23 protein-coding genes and 2 tRNA genes are annotated in these 20,997 nt (G+C 67.8%); 8 read left to right on the top strand and 17 right to left on the bottom strand.

Annotation, left to right across the window (positions count from 1 at the left end; all coding sequences use genetic code 11):
* Positions 1 to 20 precede the first annotated feature (20 nt).
* The 3 genes from wsfD to A3CE_RS0146820 all read right to left on the bottom strand — a co-directional run bounded on the left by wsfD (position 21) and on the right by A3CE_RS0146820 (position 2,198).
* The gene (wsfD, locus tag A3CE_RS0146810; RefSeq protein ID WP_043791491.1) at positions 21 to 1,520 is read right to left on the bottom strand and encodes a glycan biosynthesis hexose transferase WsfD; all 1,500 of its coding nucleotides are present in this window, start codon (positions 1,518 to 1,520) and stop codon (positions 21 to 23) included.
* 61 nt (positions 1,521 to 1,581) lie between these two features.
* Entirely contained in the window at positions 1,582 to 1,782 is a 201-nt protein-coding gene (locus A3CE_RS0146815) for a hypothetical protein (RefSeq protein ID WP_020647047.1), read from the bottom strand.
* On the bottom strand, positions 1,779 to 2,198 hold the full coding sequence (locus A3CE_RS0146820; RefSeq protein WP_026469543.1) for a DUF6010 family protein: 420 nt from the start codon (positions 2,196 to 2,198) through the stop codon (positions 1,779 to 1,781). Before A3CE_RS0146820 ends, A3CE_RS0146815 begins: the two co-directional genes overlap by 4 nt.
* A gap of 120 nt (positions 2,199 to 2,318) precedes the next feature.
* Between A3CE_RS0146820 and A3CE_RS0146825 the strand changes: the two genes are divergently transcribed.
* The 3 genes from A3CE_RS0146825 to A3CE_RS0146835 are packed head-to-tail and all read left to right on the top strand — an operon-like array spanning position 2,319 to position 4,913.
* Positions 2,319 to 3,335: an SDR family NAD(P)-dependent oxidoreductase gene (locus A3CE_RS0146825; RefSeq protein ID WP_020647049.1), complete on the top strand. Its 1,017-nt coding sequence runs from the start codon at positions 2,319 to 2,321 to the stop codon at positions 3,333 to 3,335.
* Positions 3,332 to 4,216 (top strand): alpha/beta hydrolase, encoded by an 885-nt coding sequence (locus A3CE_RS0146830; RefSeq protein ID WP_020647050.1) that lies wholly within the window; start codon positions 3,332 to 3,334, stop codon positions 4,214 to 4,216. The genes A3CE_RS0146825 and A3CE_RS0146830 overlap by 4 nt, the downstream gene beginning before the upstream one ends.
* A gap of 52 nt (positions 4,217 to 4,268) precedes the next feature.
* Complete coding sequence (locus A3CE_RS0146835) at positions 4,269 to 4,913, top strand: TetR/AcrR family transcriptional regulator (protein WP_020647051.1); 645 nt, start codon at positions 4,269 to 4,271, stop codon at positions 4,911 to 4,913.
* A gap of 271 nt (positions 4,914 to 5,184) precedes the next feature.
* On the opposite strand, the gene A3CE_RS0146840 is transcribed toward A3CE_RS0146835, so the two are convergent.
* Positions 5,185 to 6,630, bottom strand: a complete 1,446-nt coding sequence (locus A3CE_RS0146840) for a DHA2 family efflux MFS transporter permease subunit (RefSeq protein ID WP_020647052.1) — start codon at positions 6,628 to 6,630, stop codon at positions 5,185 to 5,187.
* Positions 6,631 to 6,841: 211 nt separating this feature from the next.
* On the opposite strand from A3CE_RS0146840, the gene A3CE_RS0146845 reads away from it, so the two are divergent.
* Together A3CE_RS0146845 and A3CE_RS0146850 are read left to right on the top strand one after the other, a co-directional pair.
* Positions 6,842 to 6,916, top strand: a tRNA-Val gene (locus tag A3CE_RS0146845).
* Between the two features lie 39 nt (positions 6,917 to 6,955).
* Positions 6,956 to 7,030: transfer RNA gene (locus A3CE_RS0146850), tRNA-Val, on the top strand.
* A 336-nt stretch (positions 7,031 to 7,366) separates the two neighbouring features.
* On the opposite strand, the gene tmk is transcribed toward A3CE_RS0146850, so the two are convergent.
* The 9 genes from tmk to A3CE_RS0146895 all read right to left on the bottom strand — a co-directional run bounded on the left by tmk (position 7,367) and on the right by A3CE_RS0146895 (position 15,209).
* On the bottom strand, positions 7,367 to 8,014 hold the full coding sequence (gene tmk / locus A3CE_RS0146855; RefSeq protein WP_020647053.1) for a dTMP kinase: 648 nt from the start codon (positions 8,012 to 8,014) through the stop codon (positions 7,367 to 7,369).
* The gene (locus tag A3CE_RS0146860; protein WP_020647054.1) at positions 7,992 to 8,570 is read right to left on the bottom strand and encodes a 3'-5' exonuclease; all 579 of its coding nucleotides are present in this window, start codon (positions 8,568 to 8,570) and stop codon (positions 7,992 to 7,994) included. Before A3CE_RS0146860 ends, tmk begins: the two co-directional genes overlap by 23 nt.
* A complete protein-coding gene (locus tag A3CE_RS0146865) occupies positions 8,567 to 9,718 on the bottom strand; it encodes a radical SAM protein (protein WP_043791494.1) in 1,152 nt (383 codons plus the stop codon). The genes A3CE_RS0146860 and A3CE_RS0146865 overlap by 4 nt, the downstream gene beginning before the upstream one ends.
* A 122-nt stretch (positions 9,719 to 9,840) precedes the next feature.
* On the bottom strand, positions 9,841 to 10,710 hold the full coding sequence (locus A3CE_RS0146870; RefSeq protein WP_020647056.1) for a helix-turn-helix domain-containing protein: 870 nt from the start codon (positions 10,708 to 10,710) through the stop codon (positions 9,841 to 9,843).
* Positions 10,685 to 11,221 (bottom strand): DUF6879 family protein, encoded by a 537-nt coding sequence (locus A3CE_RS0146875; protein WP_043791495.1) that lies wholly within the window; start codon positions 11,219 to 11,221, stop codon positions 10,685 to 10,687. Before A3CE_RS0146875 ends, A3CE_RS0146870 begins: the two co-directional genes overlap by 26 nt.
* Entirely contained in the window at positions 11,218 to 11,457 is a 240-nt protein-coding gene (locus A3CE_RS0146880) for a hypothetical protein (RefSeq protein WP_020647058.1), read from the bottom strand. Before A3CE_RS0146880 ends, A3CE_RS0146875 begins: the two co-directional genes overlap by 4 nt.
* A gap of 1,437 nt (positions 11,458 to 12,894) precedes the next feature.
* Complete coding sequence (locus A3CE_RS0146885) at positions 12,895 to 14,100, bottom strand: Shedu immune nuclease family protein (protein WP_063714225.1); 1,206 nt, start codon at positions 14,098 to 14,100, stop codon at positions 12,895 to 12,897.
* Between the two features lie 124 nt (positions 14,101 to 14,224).
* Entirely contained in the window at positions 14,225 to 14,515 is a 291-nt protein-coding gene (locus A3CE_RS0146890) for a hypothetical protein (protein WP_020647060.1), read from the bottom strand.
* 94 nt (positions 14,516 to 14,609) lie between these two features.
* On the bottom strand, positions 14,610 to 15,209 hold the full coding sequence (locus tag A3CE_RS0146895) for a TetR/AcrR family transcriptional regulator (protein WP_020647061.1): 600 nt from the start codon (positions 15,207 to 15,209) through the stop codon (positions 14,610 to 14,612).
* Between the two features lie 107 nt (positions 15,210 to 15,316).
* Between A3CE_RS0146895 and A3CE_RS0146900 the strand changes: the two genes are divergently transcribed.
* Complete coding sequence (locus tag A3CE_RS0146900) at positions 15,317 to 16,069, top strand: class I SAM-dependent methyltransferase (RefSeq protein WP_020647062.1); 753 nt, start codon at positions 15,317 to 15,319, stop codon at positions 16,067 to 16,069.
* A 60-nt stretch (positions 16,070 to 16,129) separates the two neighbouring features.
* Positions 16,130 to 16,381 (top strand): DUF4287 domain-containing protein, encoded by a 252-nt coding sequence (locus tag A3CE_RS0146905; RefSeq protein WP_020647063.1) that lies wholly within the window; start codon positions 16,130 to 16,132, stop codon positions 16,379 to 16,381.
* 18 nt (positions 16,382 to 16,399) lie between these two features.
* Here A3CE_RS0146905 and A3CE_RS0146910 read toward each other — a convergent pair whose 3' ends face one another.
* Positions 16,400 to 17,158 (bottom strand): SDR family NAD(P)-dependent oxidoreductase, encoded by a 759-nt coding sequence (locus A3CE_RS0146910; protein WP_026469545.1) that lies wholly within the window; start codon positions 17,156 to 17,158, stop codon positions 16,400 to 16,402.
* Positions 17,159 to 17,269: 111 nt separating this feature from the next.
* A complete protein-coding gene (locus A3CE_RS0146915) occupies positions 17,270 to 18,724 on the bottom strand; it encodes an MFS transporter (protein WP_020647065.1) in 1,455 nt (484 codons plus the stop codon).
* Positions 18,725 to 18,821: 97 nt separating this feature from the next.
* On the opposite strand from A3CE_RS0146915, the gene A3CE_RS0146920 reads away from it, so the two are divergent.
* A complete protein-coding gene (locus A3CE_RS0146920; protein WP_020647066.1) occupies positions 18,822 to 20,024 on the top strand; it encodes a cytochrome P450 in 1,203 nt (400 codons plus the stop codon).
* 1 nt (position 20,025) lies between these two features.
* Here A3CE_RS0146920 and lexA read toward each other — a convergent pair whose 3' ends face one another.
* Together lexA and A3CE_RS59495 are read right to left on the bottom strand one after the other, a co-directional pair.
* On the bottom strand, positions 20,026 to 20,679 hold the full coding sequence (gene lexA, locus A3CE_RS0146925; protein WP_020647067.1) for a transcriptional repressor LexA: 654 nt from the start codon (positions 20,677 to 20,679) through the stop codon (positions 20,026 to 20,028).
* Positions 20,680 to 20,831: 152 nt separating this feature from the next.
* Positions 20,832 to 20,957: a hypothetical protein gene (locus A3CE_RS59495; protein ID WP_020647068.1), complete on the bottom strand. Its 126-nt coding sequence runs from the start codon at positions 20,955 to 20,957 to the stop codon at positions 20,832 to 20,834.
* Between the last annotated feature and the right edge of the window lie 40 nt (positions 20,958 to 20,997).

Raw genomic sequence — 20,997 nt, forward strand, 5'->3', positions numbered from 1 at the left:
AAGGTGGCCTTCACGTCAGTTCAGTTGACCGGGGTGGCCGGCTCCGGTTCCCGCGTCTCCGGCGTCCCGGCCGCGGCGCGGCGGCGGTTCCACAGCTCACGGCCCCGCCGCAGCACGACCGGCGCCACCACGACGCCCAGCGCCAGGGTCGCGACGTCGAGCAGGTACGCGGCCAGCCACACGTGCTTGGCGATCTCGAAGTACCCGTCGCCGACCACCGCCATCGCCGCGATGCCGAGCGCGGCCGTCGCGGCCACTCCGGCGACGATGCCGTACCGGGTCGTCGAGCGGCGGTTCCGCAGCAGCGCCACCACCGCGGCGGCCAGGCTGAGCAGGACCAGCACCGCGGGCAACCACGGGATGCCCATGCCGTCGAGCCACTGCTGGAACGTGGTCGAGTCGCCGCCCATGTCGCCGCTGACCGGGGCCGAGTTGTCCGGGGGACGGCTCGCCGCCGACCACGGCGTGTCCGGCAGGTACGGCAGGCTCCGCCCCAGCGTCGCCTGCAGGCCGACGCCGATCGCACCGGCCAGCACGCCCGGGTGCTCCAGCAGGAGGTCCCACGCCTTGTGCTTGACCGTGCCGGGTTGCTCGAGCAGGACGTCGGAACCGGCGAGCGCCTCCGGGCCGTCGGGGTAGTACGCGTGCCCCGCGCTCTGCTGCGCGTCCTCGGGCAGGCCGAGCCGGTGCGCCGAACCCGGCAGGTCGGCCAGGACGAAGGTGTAGACGACGTTGACCGCGTTGACGTCGGCGTAGTTGCGGTCCTGCCACGCGAGGTTCGTGCGGATCGGGGCGATGATCTCGAGCACGAGCAGGACGGCGATCACCGGCCCGACGATCCGGCCGGCCCACCAGGCACCCCGGCCCGGCCGGGCGGCGGTGACCGCGCAGACGAGCACGGCCAGCACGAACAACGGGAGGAAGCCGATCTTCGCCAGCCCGCCCACGACGCCGCCGACGGCGACGAGGAGCAGGGCCGACAGCCGTGCGAAGCCGTCGCCGGCCCTGGTCGCGGCGATCACCGCGAGCCCGCACATCAGCGTGTACGCGCCGAACAGGCCGGCCGGCTCGGCGAACGTCGACACGAACAGCCGCGCGAAGGCCGGTTCGAGCAGGGGCAGCAGCGGCGGTAGCAGGAAGAGCAGGCGCAGCGTGCCGCGCGCCTGCACCGCCCAGGCCGCGAGCAGGGTGACCAGGAAGACCAGCAGCACGTACAGCCAGCCGAGTTCGACGAGGCTGAACGACCCGTGCCCGTTCGCGACGGACCCGAAGAGCACGGCGGCACTGGACGGCTGCGGGTCCGGGCACGGCGTGCCGCGCCCGAAGTCGAGCACCACCCCACCCAGCCAGCTCGCCTTGTGGTCCGGCGTCGACGGCGTGAGCCCCGGCCCGCAGAACAACCGATAGCCGTCCCCGTTGTCCCCGGCGCCGGTCGGTGTGCCGCCCAGCAAGCCGAGGACCAGCGCCAGCGCGAGTGCGGCGACCGCCGCGGTCGCCGTGGCGATCCCCACCCTCTTCATGCCGATCAGCCTATGTGGTCGGTTCGCCGGGTGGTTCCGGAACACCCGAATCCGGAGTGGTTCAGGCGCCGGGGTGCCCGCAGGCGTAGACGTTGGCCGAAGCCAGCGTCACGCAGGCGGGACAGGTGTTGACCGGCCGTTCGCGGCGGCCGTAGTAGGAGTGGCGGGCGCCGCACAGCGCCGTGATGACGTCCCCGGGCCGGGGGTCGGGGTGGCACCGGGGACAGTAGGCGTGCGCGGCGCGTTCGACGTCGGCGCTCATGTCACCCCGGGTACCCCCGCCGGCGGCGCGCCAACCCGCCGCCACGCCCACACGGACCGGCCTCCGGTGAAGCACCAGATCGCGATCACCGGGTCGCAGATCGCGCAGCCGAAGGACGAGCTGTGGGCGAACGGCAGGATCGGCTGGCCCTTCAGGTGGTGGACGATGTCCCAGCCGGTGTGCAGCAGCCAGCCGATGCCGATGAACGTCCACGAGTCGAGCCCGCGGAAGGCGACGTAGACCATGACCGCGCAGAACACGAGCTCCCACGGACCGAGCGCGCCGCCGGAGAGGTAGGCCGCGCCCGCGCCGCCCACCATCACGGCGTTGAACTTCCGCCGGTGCGGCTCGCGGACGAAGGAGTTGAGCAGGACGTAGAGCAGGCCGATCAGGATCGGCGCCAGCACCTCGATCATGACGATCACGCTAGGAACCGGGGCGCGGCCCGGCCAGTGGCTGGACCGCCACGCTCCACCGGATTCTCGCCAGCCAGACTAAGTCAAGCAATTGACTTAAAAAAGAGGTATGCTGCGCGCATGACCACCGCAGAACCGCTCACGGCGGACACCACGATCGGCGACTGGGTCGCGCACCCCGACGGCGGCCCGCTCATCCGTTCCCTGCTCGCCGAGGCGGGGGTCGACGAGACCGTCCTCGCGCCGGTCCGGCTGCTGCCGTTGCGGCAGCTGGTCGCCCTCAGTCAGGGCCGGCTCGCCCAGGAGGTCGTCGACGACCTGGTGACGCGGGCCAACGACGGGGTGACCCCGGCACCCGGGGCCGCCCGGGCGGGGTGGCGCGAGCGGATCGTGCCCGGCCGGTTCGAGGGCCGGACGGTCGTCGTGACCGGCGCGGCGTCCGGCATCGGCCGGGCCACGGCGTCGCGCATCGCCCGCGAAGGCGGCCGGGTCGTCGCGGTCGACGTCTCGGCGGGCCGGCTGGACGAGTTCGCAGCCGAGCTTGGAGCCCCGGAACTGGTCGCCGTGCCCGCCGACATCACCGACGAGAGCGGCGTGGCGCGGATCCTCGCCGCGGCGGGCCCGCGCATCGACGGGCTGGCGAACGTCGCCGGCATCGTCGACGACTTCTCACCGGCTCACGAGGTGAGCGACGAGCTGTGGCGACGCGTCTTCGCCGTGAACGTCGAGGGGACGTTCCGGCTCATCCGCGCGGTCGTCCCGGCGATGCTCAAGGCGGGCTCCGGCGCCATCGTGAACGTCGCTTCCGAAGCGGCGCTACGCGGCTCGGCCGCCGGAATCGCCTACACCGCTTCGAAACACGCCGTCGTCGGCATCACCCGCAGCTGCGCCTTCATGTACGGGCCGCACGGCATCCGCGTCAACGCCGTCGCTCCCGGCGGCGTCGCGACCGGCATCGGGCTGCCGGGGGAGCCGTCGGAGTTCGGGCAGGGCCGGATCGGGGAATTCCTCGGGCTCATCCCGCCGATCGCCACGGCCGAGCAGCTGGCCGCGTCGATCACCTTCCTGCTCGCCGACGACGGCGTGAACGTCAACGGCGCCCTGCTGCCGTCCGACGGCGGCTGGTCGGTGCAGTGAACCTGTTCGCGGTGGCGCCCGAACTGCGCGGCCGGGTCCGGATGATGCCGCGCCTGCCGCTGGAGCGGACTTGGGCGCGGCGCCTGATGCGGGCGGCGACCGCGCGGATGCGCCTGACGCCGGTGCCCGGCGTCGCCGTGGAGCTGCACCCCGGCCTGCGGGTCTACCGGCCGCACACCCCGCAGTCCGATCTCACGCTGCTGTGGATCCACGGCGGCGGCCTGGTCATCGGCGGCGCGGCCCAGGACGACCGGTTCTGCGCGGAGACGGCGCGCGAGCTCGGCATCACGGTCGTGTCCGCCGAGTACCGCCTCGCCCCGGAACACCCCTACCCGGCGGCACTCGACGACGGCCACGCCGCCTGGACGTGGCTGCGCGGTCACGCCGCCGCGGAGCGGATCGTCGTCGGCGGCCAGAGCGCGGGCGGCGGGCTCGCGGCGGCGCTCGTGCAGCGCCTGCACGACGAGGGTGAGGGGCCGCGCGCGCAGTGGCTCTTCTGCCCGATGCTGGACGACCGGACCGCGGCCCGGCGCGGCCTCGACGACGCCGGGCACCGGGTCTGGGACAACCGCCTCAACCGCTTCGGCTGGCACGCCTACCTCGGGACCGAGCCCGGCGCGGCGGTCGTGCCCCACTACGCCGTGCCCGCGCGCCGGGACGACGTCGCCGGGCTGCCGGAGACGTGGATCGGCGTCGGCGACATCGACCTGTTCCACGACGAAGCCGCCGAATACGCCCGCCGGCTGCGCGCGGCGGGCGTCGCCACGACGTTCCACGTCGTGCCCGGCGGCCCGCACGGGTTCGAGGCCTGGGCGCCCGCCACCGAGTTCAGCCGCCGCTACCTGGCCACGGCGCGGGCGTGGCTGGGACGGCTCCGGTGACGGGCTCCGTAAGGTGGGGACCGGCAGATCGTCGGGGTGACCGGGTGGGTGGATGAACGTCAAGACGGACCGCGCGAGTGCCACGCGGGAGAGCATCCTCGTGACGGCGGAGCGGCTGTTCGCCGAGCACGGGGTGCACGCGGTGTCCAACCGGCACATCAGCGAGGCGGCCGGGCAGGGCAACAACGCCGCGGTCAACTACCACTTCGGCACCAAGGTCGACCTGGTCCGCGCGATCGCCCGGAAGCACTTCGGGCGGATCGAACGGCTGCGCGCCGAGCTCGTCGAGGCGGTCGAGGGCGACGGCGACCTGCGCGGCTGGGTGGCCTGCCTGGTCCGCCCCTCCACGAGCTACCTGCGGGAGCTGGGTTCGCCGACCTGGTTCGCGCGGTTCAGTGCCCAGGTCATGACCGACCCGGCGCTGCGGCCGATCGTCGTGGAGGAGTCGCTGTCGTCGTCGCCGGCGCTCGCGCGCGCGGTCGAAGGGCTGAACCGGTGCCTGGACGGCCTGCCGCCCGAGGTCCGCGCCGAGCGGGGCGACATGGCCCGCCAGCTGATGATCCACATGACGGCCGAACGCGAGCGGGCGCTGGCGGAGGGCACGGCGACGCCGCGGGCCAGCTGGGACGACGCGGGCACCGGCCTGATCGACGCGATCACGGGGTTGCTGCTGGCCCCGGTGACGCCCGCGTCCTGACCCCTGCGCTGTCCCTTGTGGACAGTGAGTCGGGCGGCGGCATGAGCCGCGTCACGTCCCGCGCGGCCGGGGAACACCGCGGCGCGCGGGACGTTGTAACGGGTGTCGGTACGGCGGTGTCCCCGGGCCTCACCCCTTGCCTTCACGGAGTGCCGGTAACGCAGGAGCCGTGTTGTGCCTTTCGCCGCGAGGCGACCCCCGTACCGGCCTCGAACTCCCGCTTCCGCTCGCAGGTCTCCCCCAGCCTTCGCCGAGCGGAAGCGGGACTTTCTCAGCTGTCCGAAGTGGATGCCTCGACCGGGGTGCGGCGGCGAATCAGCCAGGTGCCGGCGAAGGCGAGCGTGCCGAAGACCCCGGCGACCACGAAGGCGGCCCGCAGCCCCGAACCATCCGGGCTGCCCGCCGTGGTGTCGTGACTGCCGAGCGTCGCCACGCTGACGAACACCGCCGTGCCGAGCGCCCCGGCCACCTGCTGCAGCGTCGAGAGGATCGCGCTGCCGTGCGGGTACAGGTGGTCGGGCAGCGAGCCGAGCGACTCGGTGAACAGCGGCGTCATCATCAGCCCGAGCCCGGCCATCAGCAGCACGTGGATCCCGATCACCGCGATCAGCGGCGACGCCGGCCCCAGCACGGTGAACAGCCACAGCGAAGCGGCCATCGCCGCCGCCCCCGGGATGACGAGCGGCCGCGCGCCGATCTTGTCGAACAGCTTGCCGACCGGGCGGCCCAGCAGGCCCAGCACCAGCCCGCCGGGCAGCACGGCCAAGCCGCTGACGAACGTGCTGGTGTGCAGCACCGTCTGCAGGTACAGCGGCAGCAGGATCGCCGCCCCGCCGATCAGGCACACGAACAGCAGCGCGGTCAGCACCAGCGCGACGACGAAACTGCGGTTCGTGAACGGCCGCAGGTCGAGCAGAGCGCGGTCACGGCGTTGCAGCCGCAGCTGACGCCAGACGAACACCACCAGCGCGACGACACCGACGACGATCGAGAGCCACGGCGGCACCGGCGGCTCGGCACCGGCCGGTTCACCGGTCGACGACAGGCCGTACAGCACCCCACCGAACCCGATCGCGGACAGCAGCACCGACGGCACGTCCAGCGGCACCTGACGGCGTTCGCTGTCGATGCGCAGCAGCAGCCCCCCGGCCACCAGTGCGGCGACCGCCAGCGGCAGCACGATCCAGAACATCCAGCGCCAGCCCAGCGAAAGCACGGCACCGCCGATGGTCGGCCCGATCGCCGGCGCGACCGCGATGACGATGGTGATCGTGCCCATCGTCGCGCCCCGCCGCTCCGGCGGCACCAGCCGCATCACCGTCGTCATCAGCAGCGGCAGCATCACCGCCGTGCCGCACGCCTGCACCACACGCCCGGCCATCAGCATCCCGAACCCGGGCGCGAGCGCGCACAACAGCGTGCCCAGGCTGAACGCCGACAGCGAGAAGAGGAACACCTGCCGCGGCGAGAACCGCTCCAGCAGGAACCCGGTCGTGGGGATGACAACGGCCATGGTCAGCAGGAACCCGCTGGTCAGCCACTGCACCGTCGTGGTCGGGACACGGAGGTCGACGGTCAGCTCGCGCAGCGCGACACTGAGGATCGTCTCGTTGAGGATCATCACGAACGCCGACAGCACGAGGACCCCGATGAGGAGTCCCGAGCGCGCCGGGGCGCGGGGCACGTCGGCGGGCGGGGTGGACACGGTTTCGGTCATCGAGGCGGGAGCTCTCCTGGTCGGCCGCGCCGGCGGGATGGCCGCCTTCGGCGCCGGCGACGGTCGGGGTGAAGGCGGATGTCCCTCGCAGTCTGCCCGTTTCCGCACGTACGTGTCACGGCGTTTTCGCACCCGGCGCACCACACCGGACCCCCTGCGCGGCCCGGGGAAGACGTCCGATATGGTTACTGTCAGTACGAAGTTCCGCAGCGCGCGATTAGCTCAGCGGGAGAGCGCTTCCCTGACACGGAAGAGGTCACTGGTTCAATCCCAGTATCGCGCACCACGAGTCCGCCCCCTCGGACCTCGTGGAAGTTCGTGCGACGGGCGATTAGCTCAGGGGGAGAGCGCTTCGTTCACACCGAAGAGGTCACTGGTTCGATCCCAGTATCGCCCACCATGGCGGTCCTACTTGAACCGTGGTCCGCGAGGACCACGGCGAGAAGGGCTGTGTCGGAAGCAAGATCGAAAGCGGCTCCGCCCTCATCCAGGGTGGAGCCGCTTTCATCGTTTGCGCTGGTCAGCACGGTGCGTTCGGTTCCTGCGCCAGCCTCGACCAGGCCCTTGATGCCGTCGGTGAGCAGCGCGAGGGCGGCGGAGAAGAACTGCCGTCCTTCGTCCAGCTTGCTGGCGGTGTCGGTGAGCTGTGCTTGTATCTGAGCGCGTTCGACGGCGACGAGCTGCCGAAGCTCAGGGTAACGGCGAAGGGCATCGTCGTTGTTGCTCGACTGGTTCATCAGGCACACACCTCGCTCGGTGCGAGGAGCACAGTCAACCGGTCGCGGATGGCAGCGGCGGACTGCTCTGGTGGGCGGCTGCTGCAGTCCACGCGCAATACCTCGAAACCGGCATCCGCCAGGGCGTTGGTGGCATCGCGGTAGTAGCTGACCTCGGCGTGGCTGCTGTCCGGAGCGAGCTGGAAGCGGTTGTGCGGCCCGCGCTCAAGCAACCGCTCAGCGATCACGTGGGGGTCGGCTTCGAGGATGACGGTGAGGTCGGGTCGTTCGACTTCCTCGTTGAGTTGCCAGAGGAACACGGGATCAACGCCGTCGAAGCGCTGAACGACCAGACCGGAGGCGAGATAGCGGTCGGAGATGACGATCTGCCCGGACTTCAGGTGTGGCTTGATCTCGGTCTCGACGTGGTGGTAGCGGTCGGCTGCGTAGAGGCAGGCCAGTGCATGACCGGTGACGGTCGGAGTGAGATCGGAGGCCAGCTGCCCGATGCCGCTGGTGGACGGCTCCGCGGTGACGTGGACGTGTTCTCCGTCGGCCACGAGCATCTGCGCCAGGTGGCGGACGATCGTGGTCTTCCCTGCACCGCCCGGTCCGTCGACGCTGACGAACAGGCCGTGCCTACGCTCAGAAGAGAGCCGGGGTGTCATCGGTACTCCCTCCTGGTGGCTGGTGGCGCAGTTCTTCGATCGCTCGCCGGCCTGCGAGGTGGACGAACAGCCGGGCTGTCACGATGGCGTCATAGGTGGCCCGGTGCGGCTGGTCTTCGCCGTCAAGGCCGCGGGCGAGGTCGAACTCTTCGACCAGTGAGCCGAGCTTGTAGGTCGAGCGACCGGGCAGCAGGCGCCGGGCGAGCTTGAGCGTGTCGAAGACCTCGGGGCATTCCCAGTCGCCGAGCTTGCGCTGGAGTACCCCGACGTCGACGTGGGCGTTGTGCGCGATCAGGGCGGAGGCGTCGAGCGCCTTGAGCACGTCGGCTTCGATGTCGCCGAACACCGGAGCGTCGGCGACCTGTTCGTTGGTGATGCCGTGAATCCGGCGGGCGAAGTGACTGATCGGCTGGTCGGGCTTCACCAGCCAGCTTTTCGGCTCCCCGACGATGCCGGCGACGATGGGCACCGCGGCCAGCTCGACCAAGTCGGGCGGCTGGTGGCCGTTGCCTTCGACATCGACAACGACGTAGCTGAGGCTTCTCCAGTCAGTCATGAGCTGGTCTTGTCCTTCCATCCGATGTCCGCGCGGCCGTGCCGGTTCGCGTGGTGCGGGTGGCGTGCGTCGTGGACCTGGAAGCCAAGCGCGTGCTGCAAGAAGTAGCGCGGTTGCTCCACGGCCAAGCCCGTCACGACGGCGGCCCGCTCGGTGATGTCTACGACCCTGAGGCGGTCGGCCTCCGGCAACACGCGGGCGATTTGGTGTATGTCTTCCCGAGCCGGGACACGATGGGCGCCAGCGCACACCTCGAGCTGGCTCAGCGGGCAGATGTCGCACAGCTCGCGGATGCCATAGTGACCGTTGTAGTCCGGCAGCCCGTGGGCGTAGCTGACCGCGCAGGACGTCTTGCGGAACAAGGCCGACGAACCGGAGAAGGCGTCGAGGACGCGCCGCTCGAGGGTCTCGGGCACGATCTTGCGCCGCGCCGTGTCCTCATAGGGCTCAGGAATGCCGTTGGCCTTGTAGTAAGCGGCGATCTGGTCGCGGTAGAACAGACCGGTGAACACCGTGGCGTCGGCGTGCTTGCTCAGTGAGTGGGCGGCGTCGAGGTGCTCATCGGTGTCGTTGAGACCGGGGACCAGCGGGCGCCAGTACAGCACCGTCCGGTACTTCCGCAGCTCCGGCGCACTCATCAGCTTCAAGGAATCGGCCGCGACCTGCGACGGGTACGGCTCGATCTTCGGGTTGTCGATCCCGGAGTACGTGAACAGCAGCGTCACCTTCACGTGCCGGAGCTGGTTCAGCCGCTCGATGTCGTAGGGCTTCATCTGATGCCGGCTGATGACGAGGACGTGGTTGGTCAGCTCGCGAGCGTCCAGGTCTTCAAGCACAGCGAAGGTGTGCGGCCGCACCTTCGGCAAGAACGGTTCGGTTGCCCGGTTGAACAGCTGGATCGGCGTGACGTGCGGCTGGAAGTACCGGTGGTTGACCAGCTCGTCGACGGCCGCCGCGTCCGTCATCAGCGCCCGTGGCTGGTTCTCATCCCATAGGCCGTAGGTGTGGCGGATGCAGTAAGCGCACCCCAGCGGACAGCCTTGGATGTGGTTGAGGCTCAAGCCGCTCTTGCGGTACTCGACCACCTCCCGCGCGCGCTCGGGCAAGCGGTTGATCTGGTCCTTGGTCAGCAGGGGCACAGGCATCATCAGGCGGCTCTTCTCCGAGGTCAGCGGGTAGACGCTTCTGGAGAGTAAGCAGACCGATACAGCGCCGCCAGAAATTTGCTCGGTTTTTCTCGAAAAACTTTGAAGGGTCTGACCTGCGGAAATTAGGAGCCAGCGTCTTCGGCCTCGCCGGCGAGTTCGTGCATGACGCGGCTGATGATCGCCCGAGCCTCGCTGCCGTAGCTGGCAACGGCGGCCAAGTGCTCGAAGATGCCGGTGTACAGCTCGATCTCCTGGGGCTGGCGGAGGTTGATCTCCGCTGAGTACGACTCGAACCGAACAAGATGGTTGTCCAGCACCCAGAAGCCGTGCCGGGGATCGGTGACGTACTGGGTCTTGAAGTCGATGATCCCGAGCCTGACGTTGCGCATGGAGGTCATCGCCATCAGGCGGTCAAGCTGGCCGATCATGATGTCGCGGCTCACCAGCCGGTAGCGCAGCGCGGCCTCGGTGATGACGAAGTGGAAGCGCTTGTCGGGCCGGTACAGCATCTCCTGCCGCTGCATCCGCGCCTTCACGGCTTCATGGATGTCGTTAGGCACCCTGTGGACCATGACGACTTGGGCGAAGCGGGCACGGGCATACTCAGGTGTCTGAATGAGGCCAGGAATGACCGTGTTCTCGAAGCCGCGGTAGAACTTGGTCCGCTCGTCCAGCTGCGACAGCGTGAGCTGGTGGGACTTCATGCCCGCCTTGAGTACTCGCTGCCACTCGGCGTGCTGAAGCTCAAGGTTGTGGAGTGCGGCGAGAAGACTGGCTGTCTGGTCTTCTGACTTAGTCGCTCTCGTCCAGTCCCTGATGTCGTCATCGGTCGGCGTCTGCTTGCCGTTCTCGATCTTCGAGATTTTGGAGCCCACCCATGACAACGACTCGGCGAGCTCTTTACCGGATAGTTTGGCGGCTATCCGGAGCTCGCGGAGTCGTTTGCCCAGCGCGTTGCGCGCTTCGTCAACGCCGGTCGTCCCGTTGCTCATACTTGGCGACAAACTCATCTCGCTCGATGGCGTGGTGCTGCGCGGCATCACGCCAGTGGTTGTGCTGAACGATCTCGGCCGGATCCTCGATGACCTCCGCGCCGAGGAACTGGTCGTCGTCGGTGAAGCGCATCTTGAGCAGCTTGCGGGAGTCGAACAGCCAGTAGTCGTAGTCCGGCAGGCCGGCTGCCTGCTCACGGGTGATGTAGCGGATGTCGTCACCCGCTTCGCGGGTGTAGCCCGCCACCCACATTCCGAAGCGGATGTAGTCGGTGAGCGGGAAGCTCACCACCCGCACGCGTGAGAAGTGGCGCCCTTCGGCCGTGGCTTGGCGAACCATGTTCAGCCAGTTCTCGTGGTACGAGACGTTCAACTCTCCGGCAAGGAACTTGCGGAGCGACTCGGCCTCACGAGGCGAGTTGTACTGATCGCGCGTCTCCAGCCGGTAGGCGGTGTGCTCGAAGGTCTCGAAGAGCTTGGCGAACTCCGGGCCTGGCTCGATGAACGTCAGTTGTCCGTTCCCTTCTCCTGTGCGTAGCGGCGAGCGTAGAACTTCAGGACCTCTTCGGGGATCTCGATCAAGGTCTCGTGGTCCGGCACCGAACCGACGTCGGCGAGCGCCTGGGGGTCGGTCACCTTCCAGCCCTGGGCGATGTAGGTCACCCGGTCAGTCCGGTCGGTGGCGAACAGCGTAGGGGAGTCTCCCTCGCTGGACTCGGGGTCCTTGCCAAGAAACTCGGCGCGCACAGGGCCTCCTTGCTCGAAGTTGGAGAAATTTCTCATACATCATCGCGCGGTGCGGCGTTGTCGTCAACCGGCGCGACGCGGGGATCCTTGAAAGCGTGGAGGCGTGGCCGTACGAGCGTGTCGCCGACGGGATCGACGCTCCTGTGTCCCTAATGATTTGTGCGCCTTTCGCAAGGGGTGCATAATCCGTGCCTGACACGGTCGGATTGCGTCTGTCTGCAGATAAGGATTGGTGATGGTTGAACGACGCGAGGCGAAGAATATCTCGGCAGACAAGGGGCCGTGGATGTGGCGAAATGCAAGGCTAGCCGAGGAGGGGGCGTCATCGATTGGCGCACTGGAAATCGGGTTTTATGTCGATACTTGGCTCGCGCCGCTTGAGGGATCCGCTGGTCCGTTTAGATTCATCGATCCGTTATATGATCAGCTGCCTAGCGAGCTCTACATTAACGGAGATTTGAACGCTCCGGCTATGTGTCTTATGGGAAGAGTAGAGCAGTATGCGCATTCGGATGAGCCTTCGTATGACTATGTAGACGATACTTGGAAACAAACTGACCCTGACGTCTATCATGGTGGCGATGCTAGCGACGAAGTGGCTGCACTGGTATCAATCGCGACCGGTAGGCGTGTGCGGTCAGCGGGAATCATTAGGGTTTTCGAGCTGGGTCAGGATCCGAGGGGTGCACCTCATCAACAGAGGAAGTCGACTCCTTATTCACCTTTTCCTCCACACTATTTGCGAGTTCTTCCGTATGCTTGGAGGAGAACGCATGGTGAAAGTTTGCGTGCTTTGGAGCTGATTGAACTCTATTCGAGTTTGTCGTCTTTGGAAGCCGCCGCGCTGATCAGGGCGGCGCGCACTTATCAGGAGGCGCTCTGGATCGCAGAAGATGACCCCAGACAAGCTTGGCTCCGATTGGTAAGTGCCGCCGAAGTGGTCGCTCAGCTAGCTCCTGACTTGCCGGCCGGCGCGCGACTCAAAAGAGCCTTCCCGGAGACGGAACCGTCAATGATCGTGAAGCGTCTGCTTGAGACGGGAGACGACGAGTTGATTGAATGGGCAGCTCGTAGGCTTGCGGATCAAGGGAGATCGACGAGAAAATTTCTCGACTTCTTTCAGCGGTATCAGCCGCCGCAGCCGCCTAGGAGGCCGACGACGCAAGGTGCGAGAGTAGATTGGTCGAAGTTGCGTAAGCAGTTGAGGCGCATCTACGAGTATCGATCGAGCGATTTGCACGCTGGCATACCGTTTCCCGCATCTATGTGCGAAGTTCCGTGGAAAACTCCGAGGAAACTCGCCTACGAGGTTGCTCATGAAGTCAGAGGCGGGAAACAGGACGCGCCAATACTTCTGCATGTGTTTGAGTACATCGTTCGAGTGGCCATCCAAAAATGGTGGCGGTCGACCGGGCGTGCGAACCGTAGGCTGCGAGCTTAGTTGTCTCGAACAATAAAGCATGCTCGCTCGTACAGTTCATCGAAGGTAATTACTTCAATGTCTTGGATCGAGTTGCGGTAGAGTTCGAATGAGGTCAATTTCTCCGGGTTTACTCGTCCGCCTTCGGCTAATTCCTGCAGGTGTCCAATGACCAAAACTTGTCGCGGCTTGGTCGTTGAGACCTGAATTCCGGTAGGGGTCCCGTCATCCTCGTAGAGTTCATGCAACTGGCTGGATATCAGCTGAAGGGCCTTGCTCACGGTTTTCTGTACCTGCGACAAGCCTCCGCTTAACTCTTTAGATGCTTGGTAGACGTCCGGCGGACGGTAGGCTGCCTTGTCAAGTAATGGAGTTCTGTGAGTCTTGATCTCGCAGAAGGCAAGGCTGCTGATATAGCCTTTAGATCGCATGACAGCATCGCTTCGCTTACCTGCGCCCGTGAAGATGTTGGCCCCCGTGGTGATGCGCTCCATCTTTCTTTCATCCAGAGGCTCGCAGGCGATGAGATTCAAGCCGTAGCCGAAGATCCAGGGATTGGCTTCAAAGAAGCGCTGCCAGATGGCTTCGGGCTTCTTGTCTAGCATCTCCTGCTCGTGCTGAAAGTAGTCGGCGTCGTCGAGCAGCTTCTCGAATACTTCGAGCTGAGCTTTACGGTTGCTCATCATGTGTAGATCTTCTTCGGTGATTGAGCCACCGAGTGCAATCCGCACGGCTTCTAGGATCGTCTGCTTATCTTTGCCTTCAAAGCTTTTCGCTAACTCTGCCCGATCGTCAGTGACGACCCGGAAGTTATTGTCTGGAAGTGATAACTCCGAAAAGCTTTGCAAGAAGTGGATGAGCTTCCAGAAGTTCTGGTAGGCATCACTTGTGTCAACGGTAGCCTTGATGATCTTGGTAACCTCGGTCTCTGTGACCTCAGTTTCCACAACTTTCTTGCCGAGCTTTGTCTTGTCTTTCTTCCATAGCCGTATTCGGGGGGAGTAGTTGTCGTCCTTTTTGATCAAGGTAACTTGGCATAGGGTTGCAACCTGTGGGCGGTCTTCCAGGACGAAGTCAGTGATGAGACGGTTTGTTTGAGTATCGAAAAAGTAATGGAAGTCGCTGCCGTTGCCGCTGTCGCGAGTTTCCAGAGCGGAGAAGTCGCCGTCGCTAACTGAGAATTCGGTGTCGGATGGTGTGTACGCAATGGAAAATCTAGTCATAACAGGCGGCCTCTTTTGTCATTGTAACCCAGTGTGATCTTTTCTCCTGCCCGTGACAGTCGCGTAGCATGTGCAGCTGTTACAGTCTGTATCTCTCTCGTTATAGAACGGACAGTGTGAGCGCCTAGTGTCGCCTGACCCCGTGTTTGTGCAGCTTCTTCTTGATCGTGTTGATGTGCACGTCGTAGCGCTCCGCGAGCTTCTTGGCTGTCTCGCCTGACCTGTAGGCGGCGATGACCTCGCCGACCTGGCCATCGGTCAAGGCGTGGCGGATGTACCCAGATGACGCTGTCCTGTCCTCGATCGTCGTAACCTTCTCGTGACCGTCCTCGGCGGGTTCCCTGACCCGCTTCAAGACGCTGACCAGCGGTCCCAGGAGGTCAGGACGGTTCGAATAACGGTGGAGAAGCTCCACGAGATCGCGGTGGCCCCTGTTCGCGGAATGTGCGAACGGGGCTTTCTCGTTCAGTGTCTTGTGGGGGCCGAGTGGATTTGTCTACTTCGGACTTTTACAGCAGTCGGCGTTGCACCACATCGGCGATGACCGTGTGGACCACTTTCCTCAGCTCGTTGTCCTCTGGCGGTGTGCCTCGGCGGCGGCCTGCGAACAGGAGGTGGCCCGCGCCGATCAAGGACAAGGCCAGGGAGTTCACGTCTGCGTCCGCTGCTATGCGGCCCTGTTCGCGCTCGGCCGCCAAGTAGTTCGTGAGCATTTCCCGGGCTTCCACCAGAAGGGGGAGCCCCTCACCTGTTCGGCGTAGGCGGTTGCGTAGCTCGTCGCGGGAGAACAGCAGGCTCACCAGGGCCAGTGAGATCGGGTCGAACAGCTCCGTCAGCGCGGCTACGAGGTTCTCGGCCACTGTTCGTGTTCCCGCGGCGGCGTGCAAGAGTGCTGCCTGGTCGGCCAGGCCTGCTATGCGGTTGCGGACCAGCTCCGCCAGGAACGCGTCGAAGTCCGTGAAGTGACGGTGCAGTACGCCCTTCGCGACGTCCGCCTCCGTCGTCACCGCTCGGCTCGTCAGCGCGTTCGGGCCGTCTCGGCGCAGGACTCGATCCGCCGCGTCGAACAGCTGCTTGCGGACGTCGCGCAAGTGGACCCCGGTCGGCATGGCGCCATTCTCCGGTACGCCCTCGGCGAACGCCCACGTGGTTGTCGTTGTGGGCGCGTGCCCACTATGGTGGGCGCATGCCCACTTTGCCTCATGAAGCTCGCTCGATGGCTGAATCCTTCGGGGTTGACGTCGATCGCTACGACCGTGCCCGGCCCGATTATCCCGCCGAACTGGTTGCCCGGATCGTGGCCGAGAGTCCGGGCCTCGACCTCCTTGATGTCGGGTGCGGTACCGGGATCGAAGCGCGGCAGTTCCGCGATGCGGGGTGCCGGGTGCTCGGCGTCGATCCCGATGCGCGGATGGCCGCCTTCGCTCGAGGTGGCGGGATTGATGTCGAGGTCGCGACGTTCGAGGACTGGGAGCCCGCCGGGCGGGCCTTCGACGCGGTCGTCTCGGGTCAGGCCTGGCACTGGGTCGATCCCGTCGCGGGTCCGGCCAAGGCGGCCGGGGTGCTGCGTCCTGATGGGCTGCTCGCCGTGTTCGCGCACGTGTTCCAGCCGCCTGCTGTGGTGGCGGATGCCTTTGCCGGCGCCATCCGGCGAGTGCTGCCCGGGTCGCCGTTCGCGGGGGAGTCGAGGAGTGCTGACGAGATCTACGACCTCATGTTCACGAGGTTCGCCGACGGGATCCGCGACGCCGGCGGCTTCGGCGAGCCCGAGCGGTGGCGGTTCGAGTGGGAGCGGTCCTACACCCGCGACGAGTGGCTCGACTTCCTTCCGACCACGGGTGGTCTGACCCGGCTGGCGCCGGAGGTGCTGGCGGACGTGCTCGACGGCGTCGGTGCGGCTATCGACGGGCTCGGCGGCAGCTTCGTGCTGCCGTATGCGACGCTCGCCGCCGCTGCGCGGAAGGCGTGACAAAAAAAGTTGTCGGTGAGAGGTTGGGGACACTGACCGGCCCCGACCTCTGGAGTCCTCATGTCCTTTCAGGCCTACCTCGACAACGCCGAGAAGCAGACCGGCATCACCCCGCGTGGCTTCCTCGACCTGGCCGCCGGCAAGAAACTCACCAAGCACGGCGAGATCGTCGCGTGGCTCAAGACCGAGCACGGCCTCGGCCACGGCCACGCCACGGCGATCGCGCGGCTGGTCACCAAGGGGCCCGAGTTCGTCGCCGAGCACCACGGCGAAGGCGAGATCCACCTCGACGGCCTGGCCGCCCGGGCGTGACCCGGGCGGCCGGCGGGCTCAGGCGGGCGTGATCGGGCCGAGGAACGTGCCGCCCGAGACGTCCAGCGTGCGGCCGGTCACCCAGCGGCCGTCCGGCCCGGCGAGGAACCCGACCACGTCGGCGACGTCTTCGGGCTCGCCGATCCGGCCCAGCGCCGTCATCGCGGTGAGGCCGGCCGCCGCCTCCGGGATCGCCAGCATCGGCTCGGTCATGTCCGTCCGGATCGGCCCGGGCGCGACGGTGTTCACCGTGATCCCGCGGTGGCCGAGCTCGTTGGCCAGCGTCGGCGCGAGCGCCTCGACCGCGGCTTTGCTGACCGTGTAGCCGATCTGGCTCTGCACGGCGATCCGCGAGGCCATCGAGCCGACGATGACGATCCGGCCGCCTTCGTTCAGTGCCGGCACCAGGCGCCGGATCAGCAACGTCGGCGTCTTGACGTTGATGTCCAGGAGCTGGTCCAGCTCCTCCTCGGTCAGCTGGCCGATCGTGCTGTGCGAGCTGATGCCGGCGTTGCTGACCAGGATGTCCAGGCCGTCGCCGAACGCGTCGGTGACCGCGCCGGCCAGCCGGTCGACGGCGCCGGCTTCCCCGAAGCGGGCGCACACCGGGAAGGCGCGGCCGCCCGCCGCCTCGATCAGCGCGACGGTCTCCTTGGCCGCGACCTCGTTGCCGCCGTGGTGCACGGCGACCACGGCGCCGTCGGCGGCCAGCCGCCGGGCGATCGCCCGGCCGATTCCCCGTGAAGCCCCCGTCACCAAAGCGTTCTTGCTCGTCATTTCCGGCTCCTCCGGGTCGGTGCGGGCCGTCGTGGCCCGGCGCTGACCGAAGGTTTCCGCCCGGCGCTGACCGGTCGCGCACCACGCGCGCACCGGCCGGCGCGTGGTGCGTCAGCGGCCTGCGACGGCAGCCGGTTCGGGAGTCGCGGGAGCCGGCGCCGCCGACGACCGCCGAGGCAGGAAGGCGGCGACGGCCAGCGCGACGAGGGCCGCGGCCGAGCCCATCCCCAGCACGAGCCGGAACCCGTTCTGCGAAGGCAGGGTCACGGGCCCGAACTCGATCGTCAGCCGGGCGAGCACCAGTCCCGCGGTGGCGCTGGAGACCGACGTGCCGATCGACCGCATCAGCGTGTTGAGGCTGTTGGCGGCCGCGGTCTCCGAGACCGGCACGGCCCCCATCACGAGCGCCGGCATCGCGCCGTAGGCGAGCCCGATGCCGGCCCCGATGACGCTCGAGACCAGCACCAGGTGCCAGGTCGCGCTCATCAGCACGATGCCGACCGCGTATCCGGCGGCGACGACCACCGCGCCGAGCATCAGCGTCGTCTTCGGGCCGCGTGTGGCCGTGATGCGCGCGGACACCGGCGCGAGCGCCATCATCACCAGCCCGGACGGCGCCATCACCAGGCCCACCGCCAGCATCGACTTCCCGAGGCCGTAGCCGGTGGCCGACGGCAGCTGCAGCAGCTGCGGCAGGACCAGCGACATCGCGAACATCGCGAAGCCGAACACCGCGGACGCGATGTTGGTCAGCAGCACCTGGCGCCGAGCGGTCGTCCGCAGGTCCACCAGCGGCTGCGCGGTCCGCAGCTCCCATCGGCCCCAGAGCAGCAGGACGACGACCGCGCCGCCGAGCAGACCCAGCGTGGCCGCGCTGCCCCAGCCCCAGTCGGCGCCCTTCGAGATCGCCAGCAGCAGGCACACGAGGGCGATCGAAAGACCGGCCGCGCCGGGCACGTCGAAGCGGCCGCCGGTGCGCACCGGCGACTCCGGCACGAGCGCCACGACCAGTACGGTCACGACCAGGCCGAGCCCGGCCGCGGTCCAGAAGAGCAGGTGCCAGTCGGTGTTTTCGGCCAGCAGGGCGGCCGCGGGCAGGCCCAGCGCGCCGCCGACGCCGAGTGACGCGCTCATCAGCGCTGTGGCGGAGCCGAGCCGCTCGGCGGGCAGCTCGTCGCGCATGATGCTGATCCCGAGCGGGATGACCCCGGCGGCGAGGCCCTGCAGGGTCCGGCCGGCGACCATCGGCACCAGGCTGTCGGACAACGCGCCGACCGCCGAGCCTGCGACCAGCGCGCCGAGGCTGATGAGCAGCATGCGGCGCTTGCCGTACATGTCGCCGAGCCTGCCCATGGTCGGCGTCGCCACCGCGCCCGCGAGCAGGGTGGCGGTGATGGCCCAGGTGGCGTCGGCGGCGGAGGCGTGCAGCAGCCGGGGCAGGGCCGGGATCAGCGGGATGACCAGCGTCTGCATCAGCGATACGGTGATGCCGGCAAGGGCGAGGACCGCGACGACGAGGTTCGCGCGCGGCGACGTCTCTCCGGCGGCTCTGGATGGATCGGGCACGAGCGGTCCTCCGAACGAGTAATTAAATCAGTCGCTTGACTTAGCGTAGCAGTCTTCGGTTGACTGCTGACGAACTGACGGCCACCGCGGAGGAACGATGACGACCACCGAGATTCCCGAGTTCCCGATGCCCCGGGCCGCGGGCTGCCCGTTCGACCCGCCACCCGCCGCCCGCGCGCTGCAGGAGGAGACCCCGCTCGCCCGTGTCCGGCTGTGGGACGGCAGCACGCCGTGGCTGGTGACCCGCTACGCCGACCAGCGGGCGCTGCTGGTGGATCCCCGGGTCAGCGCCGACATCACCCGGCCCGGGTACCCGAGCCCCGCGCCGTTGCCGAAGGGCGGCACCGGGTTCGGCTTCATCCTGATGGACAACCCGGAGCACGCGCGGCTGCGCAAGATGGTGACGGCGCCGTTCACGATCCGCCGGGTCGCCGCGATGCGCCCGGCCGTGCAGCGGATCGTCGACGACCTGATCGACGAGCTGCTGGCCGGCCCGAACCCGGTGGACCTCGTCGAGGCGTTCGCGCTGCCGGTGCCGTCACTGGTGATCTGCGAGCTGCTCGGCGTCCCGTACGCCGACCACGGCTTCTTCCAGGAGAACAGCAAGGTCATCGTCCGCCGCGACGCGAAGCCCGAGGAGCGCCTGGCCGGGCATCAGGCGCTGATCGGCTACCTCGACCGGCTGGTGGGGGCGAAGCTCGAGAATCCCGCCGACGACCTGCTTTCCGGGGTCGCCGCCCGGGTCGCCGCGGGCGAGCTGACCCGGGTCGAAGCGGCGCAAATGGGCCTGCTGCTGCTCGTCGCCGGCCACGAGACGACGGCGAACATGATCGCGCTCGGCACCCTGGCCCTGCTGGAGCACCCGGACCAATTGGCGCTGCTGCGCGAGAGCGACGATCCGGCGCTGGTCGCGTCGGCGGTCGAAGAGCTGTTGCGCTACTTGAACATCACGCACAATGGTCGCCGGCGCGTCGCGCTGGAGGACATCGAAATCGCCGGGGAGACGATCCGCGCGGGCGAGGGCCTGATCATGGCGAGCGACATCGCCAACCGCGATCCGGAGGTCTTCCCGGACGGCGACCGGCTGGACCTGACCCGCGACGCGCACCGGCACGTGGCCTTCGGCTTCGGCGTCCACCAGTGCCTCGGGCAGCCGCTGGCCCGGCTGGAGCTGCAGGTCGTCTACAGCACGCTGTACCGGCGGATCCCGACCCTGGCGCCGGCCGTCGAGCCGGGGAAGATCCCGTTCAAGCACGACGGATCGGTGTACGGCGTGCACGAGCTGCCGGTCACCTGGTGAGTCAGACGCTGCGCAGCACCGAGACGACCGCGCCGAGGATCACCGCGCGGTCGCCGTCGATCACGTCGTAGGCCGGGTTGCGGGGCTCGAGGTACACGTGCCCGTCACGGCGGCGGTAGACCTTCACCGTCGCCTCCTCGTCGATCATCGCCGCGACGATCTGCCCCGAGTGCGCTTCGGACTGCTGCTTCACCACGACGATGTCGCCGTCGCAGATGGCCGCGTCGATCATCGAGTCGCCGCGGACGCGCAGCCCGAAGACAGTGCCCCGGCCGGTCAGGTCGCGTGGCAGCTTGAGGACGTCGTCGACGTGCTCGACCGCCGAGATCGGCGTGCCGGCGGCGATGTCGCCGACCACGGGCACCGGGACCGAGTCGTTGTCTTCGGCGGACGCGCTGCCGTGCAGGAAGGCGCGTACGTCCATCGGGCGCGACACGGTCGCGCCGCGGCGGAGGAAGCCCTTGTCTTCGAGGGCGGCCAGGTGCTTCGAGACCGAAGACGTCGACTGCAGGCCGACGGCTTCGCCGATTTCGCGCGTGCTGGGGGAGTAGCCGTGCTGGACCACCCAGTCCCGGATCGCGACCAGGATCCGCTGCTGCCGCTGCGGAAGCGCCGAAGGGTCGAGGTGCTCGAACGTGTCGTCGTAGGTGGTCACCGGCGGAATCCTAGAGGCTGCGGCCCGCCCGCCGCCGCCCGGTCCCGGCCCGTGGCGTGCGCGTTCGCGTCCACTGTGGCCGGTCGCCCGCCGGACTTCACCCGTCCGGGGACGTGCCCACCCCTAGACGGCACGTCCCCGGACGGGCCGGACTACCCCGGGTTTCGCCTGCGGGCGCGATCCACCAGGCGCCTCAGCCGCCGTCGCCAGCGCCGGGCCGCCGCGAACTCGTGCTGGACCTCGGTGACGCGGGTCCGGACGTAGGTGTCGTTGATCATCACAGCTCCTTCGGCCGCCGTTCGGTGTCTTCACCGTGCG

It is taken from the genome of Amycolatopsis balhimycina FH 1894 (assembly GCF_000384295.1).
GTDB lineage: Bacteria > Actinomycetota > Actinomycetes > Mycobacteriales > Pseudonocardiaceae > Amycolatopsis > Amycolatopsis balhimycina.

Excerpts from the sequence above, each read along its gene's own strand:
- A3CE_RS0146815 (WP_020647047.1), bottom strand. The coding sequence starts at position 1,782 with ATGAGCGCCGACGTCGAACGCGCCGCGCACGCCTACTGTCCCCGGTGC.
- A3CE_RS0146895 (WP_020647061.1), bottom strand. The coding sequence starts at position 15,209 with ATGCCGACCGGGGTCCACTTGCGCGACGTCCGCAAGCAGCTGTTCGAC.
- wsfD (WP_043791491.1), bottom strand. The coding sequence starts at position 1,520 with ATGAAGAGGGTGGGGATCGCCACGGCGACCGCGGCGGTCGCCGCACTC.
- A3CE_RS0146825 (WP_020647049.1), top strand. The coding sequence starts at position 2,319 with ATGACCACCGCAGAACCGCTCACGGCGGACACCACGATCGGCGACTGG.
- A3CE_RS59495 (WP_020647068.1), bottom strand. The coding sequence starts at position 20,957 with ATGATCAACGACACCTACGTCCGGACCCGCGTCACCGAGGTCCAGCAC.
- tmk (WP_020647053.1), bottom strand. The coding sequence starts at position 8,014 with ATGACACCCCGGCTCTCTTCTGAGCGTAGGCACGGCCTGTTCGTCAGC.
- A3CE_RS0146920 (WP_020647066.1), top strand. The coding sequence starts at position 18,822 with ATGACGACCACCGAGATTCCCGAGTTCCCGATGCCCCGGGCCGCGGGC.
- A3CE_RS0146835 (WP_020647051.1), top strand. The coding sequence starts at position 4,269 with ATGAACGTCAAGACGGACCGCGCGAGTGCCACGCGGGAGAGCATCCTC.
- A3CE_RS0146820 (WP_026469543.1), bottom strand. The coding sequence starts at position 2,198 with ATGATCGAGGTGCTGGCGCCGATCCTGATCGGCCTGCTCTACGTCCTG.
- A3CE_RS0146910 (WP_026469545.1), bottom strand. The coding sequence starts at position 17,158 with ATGACGAGCAAGAACGCTTTGGTGACGGGGGCTTCACGGGGAATCGGC.
- A3CE_RS0146840 (WP_020647052.1), bottom strand. The coding sequence starts at position 6,630 with ATGACCGAAACCGTGTCCACCCCGCCCGCCGACGTGCCCCGCGCCCCG.
- A3CE_RS0146870 (WP_020647056.1), bottom strand. The coding sequence starts at position 10,710 with ATGAGCAACGGGACGACCGGCGTTGACGAAGCGCGCAACGCGCTGGGC.
- A3CE_RS0146900 (WP_020647062.1), top strand. The coding sequence starts at position 15,317 with ATGGCTGAATCCTTCGGGGTTGACGTCGATCGCTACGACCGTGCCCGG.
- A3CE_RS0146865 (WP_043791494.1), bottom strand. The coding sequence starts at position 9,718 with ATGATGCCTGTGCCCCTGCTGACCAAGGACCAGATCAACCGCTTGCCC.
- A3CE_RS0146885 (WP_063714225.1), bottom strand. The coding sequence starts at position 14,100 with ATGACTAGATTTTCCATTGCGTACACACCATCCGACACCGAATTCTCA.
- A3CE_RS0146905 (WP_020647063.1), top strand. The coding sequence starts at position 16,130 with ATGTCCTTTCAGGCCTACCTCGACAACGCCGAGAAGCAGACCGGCATC.
- A3CE_RS0146860 (WP_020647054.1), bottom strand. The coding sequence starts at position 8,570 with ATGACTGACTGGAGAAGCCTCAGCTACGTCGTTGTCGATGTCGAAGGC.